The organism is Rhizobium sp. PAMB 3174, from assembly GCF_052908375.1.
Genome location: NZ_CM128608.1, coordinates 546,220 through 561,650, shown reverse-complemented (window position 1 = coordinate 561,650; position 15,431 = coordinate 546,220). Strand labels below are relative to the sequence as shown.

Genomic DNA, 15,431 nt, shown 5'->3' with positions numbered 1-15,431 from the left:
AGGGAACGGACATGCGCATCGTCTGCATTGGTGGAGGACCGGCCGGTCTCTATTTCGGTCTCCTGATGAAGAAGTTCCATCCGGAACATCATGTCCGCGTCGTCGAGCGCAACCGTCCCTATGACACCTTCGGCTGGGGCGTCGTCTTCTCGGATGCGACCATGCAGTCCATGCGCGTCTGGGATCCGGAAACCGCTGCGGAAATCGAGGACGCGTTCAACCATTGGGACGATATCGAGGTCCTGTTCAAGGGCACCCGCCAGCGCACCACCGGCCACGGCTTCGTCGGCATCGGCCGCAAGAAGCTCCTCAATATCCTGCAGGCCCGTTGCGAGGCGCTCGGCGTCGAACTCGTCTTCGAGACGGAGGTCGACAGCGATCTCGATTTCCCGGATGCCGACCTGATCATCGCGTCGGACGGACTGAACTCCCGGATTCGCCGGAAATACGAGACCGAGTTCGAGCCCGACCTCGTCGTGCGTCCGAACCGCTATATCTGGCTCGGCACCGACAAGCTCTACGACGCCTTCACCTTCGATTTCCGCAAGACCGAGCACGGCTGGTTCCAGGCGCATATCTACAAGTTCGACGACAAGACCTCGACCTTCATCGTCGAGACGACGGAGGAGGCCTATCAGGCCCACGGGCTCGACACGCTCGACCAGCAGGGCTCGATCGATTTCTGCGCCGACCTGTTCTCCGAGGTGCTGGACGGCGGCAAGCTGATGACCAATGCCCGCCATATGCGCGGCTCGGCCTGGCTGAATTTCAGCCGGCTGATCTGCGGCAAATGGAGCCTCCACAACGGCAAGTCTCATGTGGTGCTGATGGGCGACGCCGCCCATACCGCACATTTCGCCATCGGCTCGGGCACCAAGCTGGCGATCGACGACGCGATCGAACTCACCAACCAGTTCCAGAAGCTCGGCCACCAGACAGACAAGATCCCGGCCGTGCTGGCAGCCTATGAAGACATCCGCCGCGTCGATGTCGCCCGCATCCAGAATGCCGCCCGCAACGCCATGGAATGGTTCGAGGTGGTCGGACGCCGCTATGCCGACACGCTGGAGCCCGAGCAGTTCATGTATTCCATGCTGACGCGTTCGCAGCGCATCAGCCACGAGAACCTGCGTCTGCGCGACAAGGACTGGCTGGAAGGCTACGAGCGCTGGTTCGCCCGCAAGCAGGGGCTGAACGTCGAGGAGGGCAAGCGCTGCCTGCCGCCGATGTTCACGCCCTATACGGTGCGCGACGTCACACTCGCCAACCGCATCGTCGTCTCGCCCATGGCGATGTATTCCGCCGACGACGGCCTGATCAACGATTTCCATATGGTGCATCTCGGCAGCCGCGCACTCGGCGGAGCCGGCCTCGTCTTCGCGGAGATGACCTGCGTGTCTCCCGATGCCCGGATCACCCCCGGCTGCCTGGGCCTCTGGAACGACGAACAGACCGAAGCCTGGAAACGGGTGATCCGCTTCATCCACGCCAACAGTGCCGCGAAGGTCGGCATCCAGCTCGGTCATGCCGGCCGGAAAGGTGCCACGAAACGTGCCTGGGACGGCATCGACCAACCGCTGGAGGATGGCGGCTGGCCGCTGATCTCGGCCTACGCCCTGCCCTACCTGAAGAACAGCCAGGTGCCGAAGGCGATGGACCGGGCCGACATGGATCGCGTCAAGGCCGACTTCGTCGCCGCCACCAAGCGCGCGGCGGAGGCCGGCGCCGACTGGCTGGAATTCCATGCCGCGCACGGCTACCTGATATCGAGCTTCCTGTCGCCGCTGACCAACCGCCGCGACGACGAATACGGCGGCAGCCACGAGAACCGCGCGCGCTATCCGCTGGAAGTCTTCCGGGCGATCCGCGAGGCCTGGCCGAAGGAGAAGCCGATCTCCGTGCGCCTGTCCTGCAACGACTGGTTCGAGGGCGGCAACACGCCGGAGGATGCGGCGATCTTCGCCGAGATGTTCAAGGATGCCGGCGCCGACCTGATCGACTGCTCGTCGGGCCAGGTGTGGAAGGAGGAGCAGCCCGTCTATGGCCGGCTCTTCCAGACGCCGTTCTCCGACAAGATCCGCAACGAGATCCGCATTCCGACGATCGCCGTCGGCGCGATCTCGGAAGCCGACCACGCCAATTCGATCATCGCCGCCGGCCGCGCCGACCTCTGCGCCGTCGCCCGTCCGCATCTGGCCGATCCGGCTTGGACGCTGCACGAGGCCGCCAGCATCGGCATTTCCTCGGTTGCCTGGCCGAAGCAGTACCAGTCCGGCAAATATCAGTACGAGGCAAACCTCGCCCGCGCCAACGCCGCACCGGCTGCAAAGTAGGGAGCCGCCGATGACGAACGGAGTTCTCAAGGGGCGCCATGCCCTGGTCACCGGAGCCGGCAGCGGCATCGGCGCCGCCATCGCGCTGCGGCTTCTGGCAGACGGCGCATCGGTCACCCTCGCCGGCCGCCGGCGCGCGCCGCTGGAAGCGGTCGCCGGCGAGGCGAACGGCGGCAAGGTGTTCATCGCCGACGGCTTCGACGTGACGGACCCGGCCGCGATCGCCGCTGGCCTCGACGCCGCGCGCGCTGCCTTCGGCCCAGTTTCGATCCTCGTCAACTGCGCCGGCGAAGCGCCGAGCGCGCCCTTCGAGAAGACCGATGCGGCGATGTGGGCGCATGTGCTCAATGTTGACCTGACCGGCGTCTTCAATGTCACGCAAGCCACCCTTGCCGACCTGAAGGCGCATAGCGAGGGCGCGCGCATCATCAACATCGCATCGACGGCGGGGCTGACCGGCTATGCCTATGTCTCGGCCTACTGCGCCGCAAAGCACGGCGTCATCGGCCTGACGAGGGCACTGGCGCTGGAGCTTGCGAAGAAGGGTGTCACCGTCAACGCGGTCTGCCCCGGCTTCACCGACACGCCGATCATCACGCAGTCGATCGCCGCCATCGTCGAAAAGACCGGCCGCAGCGAAGAGGATGCGCTCAAGGAATTCGTCAAATCCAATCCGCAGGGAAGGCTGGTGCAGCCGCAGGAGGTCGCCGATGCCGTTGCATGGCTCGCCTCTCCCGGCGCATCGTCAGTGACCGGCCAGGCGATCGCGGTGGCCGGCGGAGAAGTCATGGCGGGCTAGCCGCCTGAGCTACAGCAACGACAAGCGGGAGTGTGGAATGGAACTGGAAAAAGGCATTACGGCAAACGGGACCGGCTTCAAGGGCGTGAAGTGGAACATCCTCGGGCAGGTGTATTTCCCGAAAGCGCTCTGTGACGACACATTTGCATTCGAGACCAACAGCGAGCCCGGACAGTTCGTGCCCGTGCACGTCCATCCGACCCAGGACGAGTTCATCCTCGTGCAGGAAGGCGAACTGGACCTGAAGCTCGACGGGGAATGGACGAAGGCCAGGGCCGGCGATCTGGTCCGCATGCCACGCGGCGTGCCCCATGGCTATTTCAACAAATCGGACAAGCCCTGCCGTGCGCTGTTCTGGGTGTCGCCCGCGCGCAAGCTGGAAGACCTGTTCCGCAAGCTCGACCAGATGACGGACGTCGACGAGATCGTCCGCGTCTCGGGCGAACACGAGGTCGATTTCCTGCCTCCGTCGGCGAACGAATAACAACACGAAAAGACGCCGGCCGCTGTCATGCTGCGGCCGGCACCCCAAGAGGAGGAGCTCAACATGACCAACGCTATGCAAGGCATGACGCGGCCGTTCCGCGACTACAAGGCCGAGCACTTTCTCTGGGATACGAGCGACGACGGTCGCGTGGCGACGCTGACGCTGAACCGGCCGGACAAAAAGAACCCGCTGACCTTCGAGAGCTATGCCGAACTGCGCGACCTCTTCCGCGACCTCGCTTATGCTTCGGATGTCCGCACCATCGTCCTGACCGGCGCCGGTGGCAATTTTTCATCCGGCGGCGACGTGTTCGAGATCATCGAACCGCTGACCAATATGGCCATGCCCGAGCTTCTGGCCTTCACCCGCATGACCGGCGACCTCGTCAAGGCGATGCGTCGGTGCCCACAGCAGATCATCGCCGCCGTCGATGGGATTTGCGCCGGCGCCGGCGCGATCCTCGCAATGGCCTCCGACCTGCGGCTGGCGACGCCTGAGGCAAAGACCGCCTTCCTCTTCACCCGCGTCGGGCTTGCCGGCGCCGACATGGGCGCCTGCGGCATGCTCCCCCGCATCATCGGCCAGGGCCGCGCCGCCGAGCTTCTCTATACCGGCCGCTTCATGACCGCCGACGAGGGCGAGCGCTGGGGCTTTTACAACGCCCTGCACCCGCAGGCCGACCTTCAGACCAAGGCGACGGGGCTGGCGCAGTCGATCGCCGACGGCCCGTGGTTTGCGCACGGCATGACCAAGACCATGCTGAACCAGGAATGGGCGATGGGGATCGAGGAACTGATCGAATCCGAAGCGCAGGCGCAGGCGATCTGCATGGCGACGCAGGATTTCCGCCGCGCCTTCGAGGCCTTCGCCGCAAAGCGCAAGCCGGCATTCGAAGGAAACTGAGGCGATGACGCAGACATCACCCGCCCCTGCGCTCGACCGCGACCATCTTGCCTGGCCGTTCTTCGACGCCGCGCATGCCGACTGGGCCGCAAAGCTCGACGCCTTCGCGGCGGGTGACGCGATGGTGCATGTCGACCACAACGATGTCGATGGCGCCTGCCGCGCGCTCGTCCGCTCGCTGGGCGACGCCGGCCTGCTCCATGCCGCCGTCGGCCTTTCGGGCGGAGAGGCAATCGACAGCCGCAAAATCTGCATCGCCCGCGAGACGCTGGCCTTTCACGACGGTCTCGCCGATTTCGCCTTCGCCATGCAGGGTCTCGGCAGTGGCGCCATCAGCCTCAGCGGCTCCGACGCGCTGAAGGACAGCGTCCTGCCGAAGGTCGCCTCGGGCGAATGGATCGCCGCCTTCGCCCTCTCCGAAAAGGATGCCGGCTCCGACGTCGCCGCCATGTCCTGCGCGGCGCGGGCCGACGGCGACGGCTATGTGCTCGACGGCGAAAAGACCTGGATTTCCAACGGCGGCATCGCGGATGTCTACACCGTCTTTGCCCGCACCGGCGAGGCGCCGGGAACGCGTGGCATTTCAGCTTTCGTGGTCTTCGCCGACGATCCGGGTTTCTCCATTGCCGAGCGCATCGACGTGATCGCCCCGCACCCGCTGGCGACGATCCGTTTTGAGAACTGCCACATCCCCGCCTCGCGCCGGCTCGGCGCGCCCGGCGAAGGCTTCAAGATCGCCATGCGCACGCTCGACATCTTCCGCGCCTCGGTCGCCGCCGCAGCCCTCGGCTTTGCGCGCCGCGCGCTTTCCGAAGCGCTGGCCTACAGCCGCGAGCGGCCGATGCTCGGGGGTACGCTTTCCGATCTCCAGCTGACGCAGGCGGCCCTCGGCGACATGGCAACCGCCGTCGATGCGGCGGCGCTGCTGACCTACCGCGCGGCATGGCGTCGTGACGTTCAGAAACTGCCGACGACGATGGAGGCGGCCATGGCCAAGATGACGGCGACGGAGAACGCCCAGGCCGTGATCGACCGCGCCGTGCAGATGTTTGGCGGCCGTGGCGTCAAGAGCGGCGAGATGGTCGAACGACTCTACAGGGAAATCCGGGCGCTGCGCATCTACGAGGGGGCGACGGAAGTCCAGAAGCTCATCGTCGCGCGCGAACTGATCAAGGCGCATGCCAGCAGCGAGACGGCGTGAGGAAAGCCATGTTCCAGACAACGCGCTACCTCAAGTTCGGCGATTGCGATCCTTCCGGCATCGCCTACTTCCCGTCCTATCTCGATCACCTCGTCGGCGTGCTGGAGGAGTTCTTTACCACTGCCGGCTTTCCCTGGCCGACGCTCATTCAAGAACGGCGGATCGGCGTGCCGACCGTAAAACTCGACCTCACCTTCTCGAAACCCGGCTTTCATGGCGACCGGCTCGACTTCGCGGTGAGGCTGAAGCGGATCGGCACGTCCTCGATGGACCTCGAACACGAAGTTTCGGCCAATAGCGCCCTTCTTTGGCGCGCGGACCATCGCATTGTCGCCATCTCGAACGACACCCACCGCGCCTGCCCGTGGCCCGACGACATACGCAGCGCCTTCATGCCCTATCTGGAGATACAAGATGCATAAGATCCTCCAACCCGAAGGATGGGCGAAGCCCGTCGGCTATTCGAATGGCATGGAGGCCCGTGGCCGCCAGGTCTTCGTCGGCGGCCAGATCGGCTGGAACGGACAGTGCAGGTTCGAAACCGACGACTTCGTCGGCCAGGTCAGGCAGACGCTGCAGAACGTCGTCGACGTCGTCGCCGCGGCCGGCGGCGAACCGCATCACATCACCACCATGACCTGGTATTTCATCGACAAGACCGAGTATCTCGCCGATCCGAAGGGGCTTGGTGAAGCCTATCGCGCCGTGATGGGCCGGCACTTCCCGGCCATGGCGGCCGTGCAGGTGGTCGCCCTTGTGGAGGATCGCGCGAAGATCGAAATCCAGGCAACCGCCGTCATTCCGGACTGACGGGGAAAAGCGATGACCGGAGAAAGCCTCCAGACAGACACGCTTTCGTTTTCCTCCGCTGTCCGGGCACGGATCGACGAAACGACGCTCGTCGTCACCATCGACAATTCGCCGGTCAACGCCGCCGGGGCGGAGGTGCGTGCCGGGCTGGCAGCCGCGATCAGCCATGCGGAAAACAACGACGGCGTGACAGCGGTCGTCATCACGGGAGCCGGCAAGACCTTCGTCGGCGGCGCGGATATCCGGGAATTCGGCAAGCTGCCGGTAGAGCCGTCTCTTCCCGCCGTCGTGGCAGCCATCGAGGCGAGCGGCAAGCCGGTCGTCGCTGCCATCAACGGCGCCGCACTTGGCGGCGGGCTGGAACTGGCGCTCGCCTGCCATGCGCGCATCGCATCCGCCTCCGCGTCCATGGGGCTTCCTGAGGTCAATCTCGGCCTCGTTCCCGGTGCGGGCGGCACGCAGCGCTTGCCCCGCCTCATCGGCATGACGGCTGCCCTCGACATGATTGCCGGCGGCAAACCGGTCAAGGCCACCAAAGCGCTCGAAACAGGACTGATTGACAAGGTTGCCAGTGCCGACCTGATCGGTGAAGCGGCCGCACTCGCAAGTGAACTGGCCGGCAAGCCGCCACGCCGCACCGGTGCGCTTTCCGTCCCCAAGGGCGACGAAGGGGCATTCGAAGCGCTGGCGGAACGGTTCCTCAAGAAGGCGCGCGGGCAGACCGCTCCCGGCGAAGCAATCAGGCTCGTCCGGCTTGCCGCCGGGACCGATCTTGAAAAGGGTCTGATGGTCGAGCGCGAGACCTTCATCCGTCTGCGGGATGGGGCGGAGTCGGCTGCGCTGCGGCACATCTTCTTTGCCGAGCGGGCCGTCGGCAAGCCGATCGACCTTTCCGGCGTCGAACCCTATCCCTTGTTGGTGATCGGCATCGCCGGCACCGGGCTGATGGGCTGCGGCATCGCTGTCGCGACCCTTGCCGCCGGGTACAGGGTGGTGGCACTCGACCAGACCGAGGAGGCCGCTGAGGCAGGTCTGCAGCGCATCCGCGGCATGATCGAACAGTCGGTCACATCCGGACGCCTGACCCGCGAAGCAGCCGACGATCAGCTGTCGCGCCTGACGGCATCGGCCGATCCGAAAGACCTCGCCGAAGCAGACCTCGTCATCGAGGCGGTTTTCGACGACTTCGAAGTGAAGACCCAGCTCTTCCGCACCCTCGACGGCATCGTCCGGCCGGACGCCATCCTTGCCACCAACACCAGCTATCTCGATCCCGACGGGATCGCGACAGCTACCGCGCATCCGGAGCGCGTCGCCGGGCTGCATTTCTTCTCGCCGGCCAACATCATGCGGCTGGTGGAGGTCGTGCGCTGCGCCAGGGCGACGCCGCGCACCATGGCCACGCTGCTCGCCTTCGCGCGCAAGCTGAAGAAAATACCCGTCGTCACCGGGGTCTGCGAGGGTTTCATCGGTAACCGCATCTTCTCCGCCTACCGGACGGCCACCGAGCGGCTGCTGGAGGAAGGCGCGCTGCCGCAGGATATCGACCGGGCGGCGGAAGGTTTCGGTTTTGCCATGGGTCCCTTTGCCGTCTTCGACATGGCGGGCCTCGAAATTGCCTGGACGCGGCGAAAACGGCAGGCGGCAAAGCGCGATCCGTCCCTGCCCTATTGCGAACTGCCGGACAGGGTTTGCGAGGCCGGCCGCTTCGGCCGCAAGACGGGCCGCGGCTGGTACCGCTACGAGGACGGTAAGCGCATGGTCGACCCGGACATCGACCGCATGATCTCGGACTACCGTGAAGAAAAGGGCTTTGCCGTCAGAAAAATCCCGGACGCCGAGATCGTCGAGAGGCTGCTCGACGCGATGGTCCGCGAAGGCCGGGCGCTGATCGACGAAGGCATCGCCTCCGGCCCGGACGACATCGACGTGGTGATGGTGCACGGCTATGGCTTTCCGGCACGGCACGGCGGACCGATGTTTGCCGCCGGCATCCGCAGGGGGTGACAGCAAGCGCCGGCGAACACGATCTTTCCACCGCGTTTTCGTGCCGGAAGGCTATGACAATTCCCGGAGCTGCTTTAGAGTTCAAATAGTTTGCCCGACGGCGCATCGCGTTCCGGACAACCGCTCATTCATACGCACGGGAACGGTTCAACCTTGAGCAAAGCAGTCGATCTGGAAGTCGTCGTCGAGGACACGCATGAAGGCAAGGACGAGCTCCGGCTGTGGTTGAAGCTGCTCGCCACGACGAAGCTGATTTCACAGGAGATCCGCCGCCGGCTGCGCAGCGAATTCGGCGCGACCCTGCCGCAGTTCGACCTTCTGGCGCAGCTCTACCGCGAGCCCGCAGGCCTGCGTCTCGGCGAGCTTTCCAAGCGCACCATGGTCACCAACGGCAACATTACCGGGCTCGTCGAACGGCTGGAAGCGGATGGGCTCGTGATCCGCGAGACGCCCGGCGGCGACCGGCGCGTGACGGTCGCCCGGCTGACGGAGACGGGACGCACGTCCTTCGCGGAAATGGCCGAGGCGCATGAAGGCTGGATCCGCGACATGATGGCGGATGTCGAACCGGCCACGATCAACAGCATGCTGTCGCATGCGGACCTGCTGCGCCAATCCGCCCGCACGCACCTCTCCGGCCCCGAAGAGGAATAGGGTCAGATACCGAGATAGCGATCCTTGATCGTGCCGTCGATGTCGCCCGGCCGGCCCGTCCAGACGGAGCGGCCGTTTTCGAGGATCACGCAGCGGTCGGCGACCGGCAGCAGTTCGGACAGCGTCTTGTCGACCAGCAGGATCGACAGCCCGTCGGACTTCAAGGCCTTGATCGCCCGCCAGATGTCGTCGCGAATGACCGGTGCCAGCCCTTCCGTCGCCTCGTCAAGAATGAGCAGCGTCGGATTCGTCATCAGCGCACGACCGATGGCGAGCATCTGCTGCTCGCCGCCCGACAGCGTTTTCGACAGCTGGTTGCGGCGCTCGGCAAGCCGGGGAAAGAGTTCGTTGACCCGCTCCAGCGTCCACCGTCCCGGCCTTGCGGCGGCCACGAGGTTTTCATGCACCGTCAGCGCGCTGAAGCAGCGCCGGCCTTCCGGCACCAGGCCGATGCCGCGGCGGGCAACGCGAAAGGCCGGCTGACGGCTCGTCGATTTTCCCGCAAAGGAAATCTCGCCGCGACGGGGCGGCGTCAGGTTGCAGATCGAGCGGATGGTCGTGCTCTTGCCCATGCCGTTGCGACCCATCAGCGCCATCACCTCGCCCTCGGCAATCGCGAGGCTGACACCGAACAGCGCCTGGCTCGCACCGTAGAAGGTCTCGATGTCCTTGACGTCCAGCAGCATCAGGCGTGTTCTCCAAGATAGGCGGCACGCACGGTCGGGTCGCGGCGGATCTCGTCGACGCTGCCGGTGGCGACAATCTTGCCATAGACCAGCACGGAAATACGGTCGGCGAGCGCGAAGACGGCGTCCATGTCGTGCTCGACCAGCAGGATCGGCGTTTCCGCGCGCAGCTTGTCGAGAAAGCCGGTCAGCGTCTTGGACCCTTCCGGTCCCATGCCGGCCATCGGTTCGTCGAGCAGGAAGGCCTTCGAACCGAGCGCCAGAGCGATGCCGATTTCCAGCTGCCGGCGCTCGCCATGTGAGAGTTCGGACGCAGGCAACCTGGCCCGTTCCGCAAGGCCAACCCGTTCGAGAATGGCCATGGCCGGGTCGGTCAGCGACGCATCACTCATCACCGGGCGGAAGAAGCGGAAGCTCGAACCCTGCCGCGCCTGGACCGCCAGCATGACGTTGCGCAGCGCCGAGAATTCCGGCGCGATCGACGAGATCTGGAAGGTACGGCCGAGCCCCTTGCGGGCGCGGGCAGCCGGACCGAGGCGGGTGATGTCCTCGCCTTCGAGCCGGATTGTGCCGCGGTCGGGCTGCAGCGTGCCGCAGATCTGGTGGATCAGCGTGGACTTTCCCGCGCCGTTCGGGCCGATCAGGGCATGGATCTCGCCGCGGCGGAGATCGAGACTGACGCCGCCGGTTGCCTGCAGCGCCCCGAAGGTCTTGAAGAGGTTGCGAATCTCGAGAACGGGCTCAGCCATGACGTGCCTTTCCGGCGAGGAGGCCGATCGCGCCGCCTCTGGCAAAGAGAACGGTGGCGAGCAGGATCAGTCCGAGGAAGAACTGCCAGCGCTCCGTGACCTCGCCGAGATAGTACTCGATCAGCACGTAGAGCGCCGCGCCGGCAACCGGGCCGAACAGCCGGCCGGTGCCACCCAGGATGATAAGCACGATGAGTTCGCCCGACATGTGCCAGGCCAGCATGGACGGGCTGACGAAGCGGTTGAGATCGGCAAACAGCGCGCCGGCGATGGCCGTCAGCATGGCGGAGATGACAAAGGCGACGAGCTTGACCGGAAACGGGGCGATGCCAACGGCGGATGCCCGGACTTCGTTCTGCCGGGAGACTTCGAGCGCACTGCCGAAGCGGGAGCGGCGCAGGACGAAGAAGACCAGAAGTCCCAGCATCAGAAGGACATAGGTGATCAGGAAGAAGCTCATCGGCTTCATGGTGTTGAGGCCCGGAAAGCCGTTGCGCACCAGGATCGACAGTCCGTCCTCGCCGCCATAGGCGGGCCAGGAAACCGCAAAATAGTAGACCATCTGCGCGAATGCGAGCGTGATCATGATGAAGTAGACGCCGCTGGTACGCAGGCTGATTGCGCCGACCGCAAGGCCCATCACGCCGGCCAGCACGGCCGCGACGATCCAGATCACCGGCATCAGCGTGGTACCGGGAATGCCAAGCAGAATCGGCTCGCCCGAGAAGGAATGGCTCGCCAGAATGCCCGCGGCGTAACCGCCGATGCCGAAGAACATGGCGTGGCCGAAGGACACCATGCCGCCGAGCCCGAGCGCGAGGTTGAGGCCGACGGCGGCGAGCCCGAGGATCGCGATCCGCGTCGCGAGCGTGATGTAGAATATCTGTCCGGTCGCCTGCGCGGCGAAGGCGGCGATGAGAAGCCCGAGTGCAATGGCGGCGTTGACGAGGGTTTCGCGTGTGATCATGTCGCCCGTTCCCGCCTATGCCGCAAACAGGCCGCGCGGCCTGAAGGCAAGAATGAAGGCCATCATGATATAGATCAGCATTGATGACAGCGCCCCGCCGACCGATCCGGCGGCCGACGGCGAAACGACAAGCAGCAGCAGTTGCGGCAGCAGGAACCGCCCCAGCGTATCGACGACGCCGACGAGCAGCGCGCCGATGAAGGCGCCCTTGATCGAACCGATGCCGCCAATGACGATGACGACGAAGGCGAGGATCAGCACCGGCTCGCCCATGCCGACCTGCACCGACTGCAACGCGCCGACCATGGCCCCGGCCAGACCGGCGAGTGCTGCGCCAAGGGCGAAGACGACGGTGTAGAGAGTCTGTATATCGATCCCGAGCGCGCCGATCATCTCGCGGTCGTTTTCGCCGGCGCGGATCTGGATGCCGAGCCGCGTGCGGCCGATCAGCATGGCGAGGCCGAGTGCGACCAGCCCGCCGACAAGAATGACCGCCAGGCGATAGACGGGATAATGCACGTCTCCCGGAAGGGCGACGGCACCCTGAAGAATCGGCGGAATGTTGAGGTAGAGCGGAAACGAGCCAAAGATCCAGCGCGTGCCTTCCGAGAAGATCAGGATGAGGGCGAAGGTCGCCAACACCTGATCGAGGTGGTCGCGCGCATAAAGCCTGCGCACGACCAGGATTTCGACGAGCGCTCCCGCCGCCGCCGCGGCAATCAGGCTGGCGGCAAGGCCAAGCCAGAAGGAGCCGGTAGCGGCAGCCACCGCGGCACAGGCGAAGGCGCCGACCATATAGAGGGAGCCATGGGCCAGGTTGATAAGGCCCATGACGCCGAAGATAAGGGTCAGTCCCGCGGCCATCAGAAACAGCATGACGCCGAACTGAAGGCCGTTGAGCAATTGCTCGATCGCCAATGCCACAGTCACGATCCGTCCTTACATCTTGCAGTCTTGCGCGTAGGCGTCGCCGTGATCGGTAAAGGCGGTGCCGACGATCTTGTTGGTGATCACGTCGCCTTCCTTGACCACTTCACGGACATAGATGTCCTGGATCGGATGCTGGTTGGTATTGAACTTGAACTTGCCGCGCGGAGAGGCAAAGTCGGCCTTCAGCAGTTCGGCGCGGAAAGCCTCGGTGTCCTTCACATCGGCCTTGGCGGCGGCCGAAAGGATGATCTGCGCGGCGTCATAGCCCTGCATGGCATAGATCGACGGCAGGCGATTGTATTCGGTCTTGAAGGCTTCGACGAAGGTCTTGTTGGCTTCGTTGTCGAGGTCTTGCGACCACTGGCCGGAGTTCTTCGTACCGATCGCCGCATCGCCGATCGCGCCGAGCACGTCCTGGCTGAAGGAGAAGCCCGGGCCCATGACCGGAATATCGACGCCGGACTGGGCATATTGCTTCATGAAGGCGATGCCCATACCGCCCGGCAGGAACATGAAGACGCCATCGGCGCCCGACGCGCGAATCTGGGCGATCTCGGCGGCATAGTCCGTCTGGCCGAGCTGGGTGTAGATTTCGTTTGCCAGTTCGCCCTTGTAGTAGCGCTTGAAGCCGGTCAGCGAGTCCTTGCCGGCCGGATAGTTCGGCGCCAGGATGAACATCTTCTTATAGTCCTGGTTGGCGTACTGCCCCATGGCTTCGTGAAGATTGTCGTTCTGGTAGGCGACGTTGAAGTAGAGCGGGTTGCAGCCCTTGCCGGCCAGCGGAGCCGGCGCCGCATTGGTCGAGATGTAGAACTTGCCCTGGGCAACCACGCCCGGCTCGACGGCCATGAGCAGGTTCGACCAGACGATGCCCGTCAGGATGTCGACGTTTTCCTGCTGGATCAGCTTGTCGGCGAGCTGGACTGCGATTTCCGGCTTCTGCGCATCGTCTTCGACGACGACGGACACGTCCGGATTGTTAGCCCGCTTGATGGCCAGCATGAAGCCGTCACGGGTGTCGACGCCGAGACCGGCGCCGCCGCCGGAAAGCGTGGTGATCATGCCGATCTTGACCGGCTCGGCGGCGGCAGAGCCGGCGACGCCGAGGCTCAAGGCCAGGGCTGCGGCGGAGATGATTGTCTTCATTGTTCCCTCTTTCTGGTTATCTCGAACGCCGGGTACATGGAACCATTCGCCCTCCCCCCGACTTGGCGAAGGCAATGTCCAACGGCGAAACGACATTCGTCAAGCCATTGAACGGTTTAGTTGACAGTCTCGGCCTTCAGCCGGAAGCGCTGGATCTTGCCGGACTCGGTCTTGGGCAGTTCCTTGATGAAGACGATCGAGCGCGGATACTTGTAGGGCGCGATCTGCGCCTTCACATGATCCTGCAGCAGTTTGACCAGCGCTTCGCCCGGAACGGCATGGGCTTCGAGCACCACATGCGCCTCGACGATGTGGCCGCGAGCGTCATCCGCCTTGCCTATGACCGCGCATTCGCGGACATATTCGTGGGAAAGAAGGGCTGCCTCCACCTCCGGGCCGGCAATGTTGTATCCGGCCGATACGATCATGTCGTCGGAGCGCGCGGCGAAGTGGAAATAGCCGTCCTCGTCCTCGATGAAGCTGTCGCCCGTCAGGTTCCAGCCGTCGCGGACGTAATCGGCCTGCCGCTCGTCGGCGAGGTAGCGGCAACCGACGGGACCGCGCACCGCGAGCTTGCCAACGGTGCCGCGCGGCACCTCGTTCATCTCGTCATCGACCACGATCGCCCGGTAGCCCGCAAGCGGCTTGCCGGTCGAGGCCGGCTTGTGGTCGTCCAGGCGGTTGGAGATGAAGATGTGCAGCATTTCCGTCGAGCCGATGCCGTCGAGGATCGGCTTACCGGTCTTCCTCACCCACTCCTCGTAGACGGGCGCAGGCAGGGTCTCGCCGGCGGACACCGCCACCCTTAGCGACGACAGATCCGCCCCCTGCTCCATGGCGCCGAGCATGGCGCGATAGGCGGTTGCCGCGGTAAAGCAGATCGTCGCCTTGTACTTCTTGATGATCTCGATGAGGTTCGGCGGCGTGGCGTTTTCGAGAAGCGCGGCACTGGCGCCGAAACGCAGCGGAAAGATCGCCAATCCGCCCAGTCCGAAGGTAAAGGCGAGCGGCGGCGAGCCGACGAAGACGTCTTCCGGCTGCACATCCAGCACTTCCCTGGCATAGGCATCGGCGATGATCAGCAGGTCGCGGTGGAAATGCATGGTCGCCTTGGGAATGCCGGTCGAACCGGAGGTAAAGCCGAGCAAAGCGACGTCGTCGCGGCCTGTCCTGACCGCCTCGAACTGCACCGGCTTGTCGAGCGCCGCACGGTCGAGTTCGGCATCGTGATTGGCGGTACCGTCGAAGCTGATGACCTGCTTCAGGAAGGCGCTTTCCTTGGCACAGGCGACCATCTCGTCCATAAGCCGGCTGTCGCAGAGCGCCAGCGAGATTTCGGCCTTGTCGACGATCTTGGCGAGTTCCTTCGCCCTCAGCATCGGCATGGTGTTGACGACCACGGCGCCCGCCTTCGTCGCCGCCAGCCAGCAGGCAACCATGGCCGGATTGTTGGCAGAGCGGATCAGCACGCGATTGCCGGGCTTCAGGCCGAAATCCTCGACCAGCGCATTGGCGAGCCGGTTGGTCCAGTCGGTGAGTTCCTTGTAGGTGCGGCGGCGGCCATTGCCGATCAGCGCGACACGGTCGCCAAAGCCGCGATCAACCATCCGGTCGCTCAGTTCGACGCCGGCATTCAGCCACTCCGGATAGTCGAAGCCCGACAGGTCGATCTCGGGCCAGTCTGCAGGCAAAGGAAGATTATCCCGCGCGAACGTGTCCGCGTGAGCCGAAGGTCCAAGCATGATGTCTTTCCCAGTTT

Annotated in this window: 15 protein-coding genes; 9 read left to right on the top strand and 6 right to left on the bottom strand. The window is 64.7% G+C overall.

Going from position 1 to position 15,431, the window contains the following annotated elements:
* Window positions 1–11 precede the first annotated feature (11 nt).
* The 9 genes from ACU5AY_RS02675 to ACU5AY_RS02635 all read left to right on the top strand — a co-directional run bounded on the left by ACU5AY_RS02675 (window position 12) and on the right by ACU5AY_RS02635 (window position 9,194).
* Window positions 12–2,333: a bifunctional salicylyl-CoA 5-hydroxylase/oxidoreductase gene (locus ACU5AY_RS02675; RefSeq protein ID WP_446827894.1), complete on the top strand. Its 2,322-nt coding sequence runs from the start codon at window positions 12–14 to the stop codon at window positions 2,331–2,333.
* 10 nt (window positions 2,334–2,343) lie between these two features.
* Complete coding sequence (locus ACU5AY_RS02670) at window positions 2,344–3,132, top strand: SDR family NAD(P)-dependent oxidoreductase (RefSeq protein ID WP_446827893.1); 789 nt, start codon at window positions 2,344–2,346, stop codon at window positions 3,130–3,132.
* 37 nt (window positions 3,133–3,169) lie between these two features.
* Complete coding sequence (locus ACU5AY_RS02665) at window positions 3,170–3,616, top strand: cupin domain-containing protein (protein WP_446827892.1); 447 nt, start codon at window positions 3,170–3,172, stop codon at window positions 3,614–3,616.
* A gap of 63 nt (window positions 3,617–3,679) precedes the next feature.
* On the top strand, window positions 3,680–4,522 hold the full coding sequence (locus ACU5AY_RS02660) for an enoyl-CoA hydratase family protein (protein ID WP_446827891.1): 843 nt from the start codon (window positions 3,680–3,682) through the stop codon (window positions 4,520–4,522).
* A 4-nt stretch (window positions 4,523–4,526) separates the two neighbouring features.
* A complete protein-coding gene (locus tag ACU5AY_RS02655) occupies window positions 4,527–5,723 on the top strand; it encodes an acyl-CoA dehydrogenase family protein (RefSeq protein WP_446827890.1) in 1,197 nt (398 codons plus the stop codon).
* Window positions 5,724–5,731: 8 nt separating this feature from the next.
* Complete coding sequence (locus ACU5AY_RS02650; RefSeq protein ID WP_446827889.1) at window positions 5,732–6,145, top strand: acyl-CoA thioesterase; 414 nt, start codon at window positions 5,732–5,734, stop codon at window positions 6,143–6,145.
* Window positions 6,138–6,533 carry a RidA family protein gene (locus tag ACU5AY_RS02645; protein WP_446827888.1) on the top strand — a complete coding sequence of 132 codons (396 nt, stop codon included), beginning with the start codon at window positions 6,138–6,140 and terminating at the stop codon, window positions 6,531–6,533. Before ACU5AY_RS02650 ends, ACU5AY_RS02645 begins: the two co-directional genes overlap by 8 nt.
* 12 nt (window positions 6,534–6,545) lie before the next feature.
* Window positions 6,546–8,540, top strand: a complete 1,995-nt coding sequence (locus tag ACU5AY_RS02640; RefSeq protein ID WP_446827887.1) for a 3-hydroxyacyl-CoA dehydrogenase NAD-binding domain-containing protein — start codon at window positions 6,546–6,548, stop codon at window positions 8,538–8,540.
* A gap of 153 nt (window positions 8,541–8,693) precedes the next feature.
* Window positions 8,694–9,194, top strand: coding sequence for a MarR family winged helix-turn-helix transcriptional regulator (locus tag ACU5AY_RS02635; protein WP_446827886.1), 501 nt, complete (start codon window positions 8,694–8,696; stop codon window positions 9,192–9,194).
* A gap of 2 nt (window positions 9,195–9,196) precedes the next feature.
* Here ACU5AY_RS02635 and ACU5AY_RS02630 read toward each other — a convergent pair whose 3' ends face one another.
* The 6 genes from ACU5AY_RS02630 to ACU5AY_RS02605 all read right to left on the bottom strand — a co-directional run bounded on the left by ACU5AY_RS02630 (window position 9,197) and on the right by ACU5AY_RS02605 (window position 15,414).
* Window positions 9,197–9,883: an ABC transporter ATP-binding protein gene (locus ACU5AY_RS02630; RefSeq protein ID WP_446828926.1), complete on the bottom strand. Its 687-nt coding sequence runs from the start codon at window positions 9,881–9,883 to the stop codon at window positions 9,197–9,199.
* Window positions 9,880–10,629 (bottom strand): ABC transporter ATP-binding protein, encoded by a 750-nt coding sequence (locus ACU5AY_RS02625; RefSeq protein ID WP_446827885.1) that lies wholly within the window; start codon window positions 10,627–10,629, stop codon window positions 9,880–9,882. Before ACU5AY_RS02625 ends, ACU5AY_RS02630 begins: the two co-directional genes overlap by 4 nt.
* Window positions 10,622–11,596 (bottom strand): branched-chain amino acid ABC transporter permease, encoded by a 975-nt coding sequence (locus ACU5AY_RS02620; RefSeq protein ID WP_446827884.1) that lies wholly within the window; start codon window positions 11,594–11,596, stop codon window positions 10,622–10,624. Before ACU5AY_RS02620 ends, ACU5AY_RS02625 begins: the two co-directional genes overlap by 8 nt.
* 15 nt (window positions 11,597–11,611) lie before the next feature.
* The gene (locus ACU5AY_RS02615; protein WP_446827883.1) at window positions 11,612–12,526 is read right to left on the bottom strand and encodes a branched-chain amino acid ABC transporter permease; all 915 of its coding nucleotides are present in this window, start codon (window positions 12,524–12,526) and stop codon (window positions 11,612–11,614) included.
* 9 nt (window positions 12,527–12,535) lie between these two features.
* Entirely contained in the window at window positions 12,536–13,672 is a 1,137-nt protein-coding gene (locus tag ACU5AY_RS02610; RefSeq protein ID WP_446827882.1) for an ABC transporter substrate-binding protein, read from the bottom strand.
* A gap of 116 nt (window positions 13,673–13,788) precedes the next feature.
* Window positions 13,789–15,414 carry an AMP-binding protein gene (locus ACU5AY_RS02605; RefSeq protein WP_446827881.1) on the bottom strand — a complete coding sequence of 542 codons (1,626 nt, stop codon included), beginning with the start codon at window positions 15,412–15,414 and terminating at the stop codon, window positions 13,789–13,791.
* Window positions 15,415–15,431: the final 17 nt, after the last annotated feature.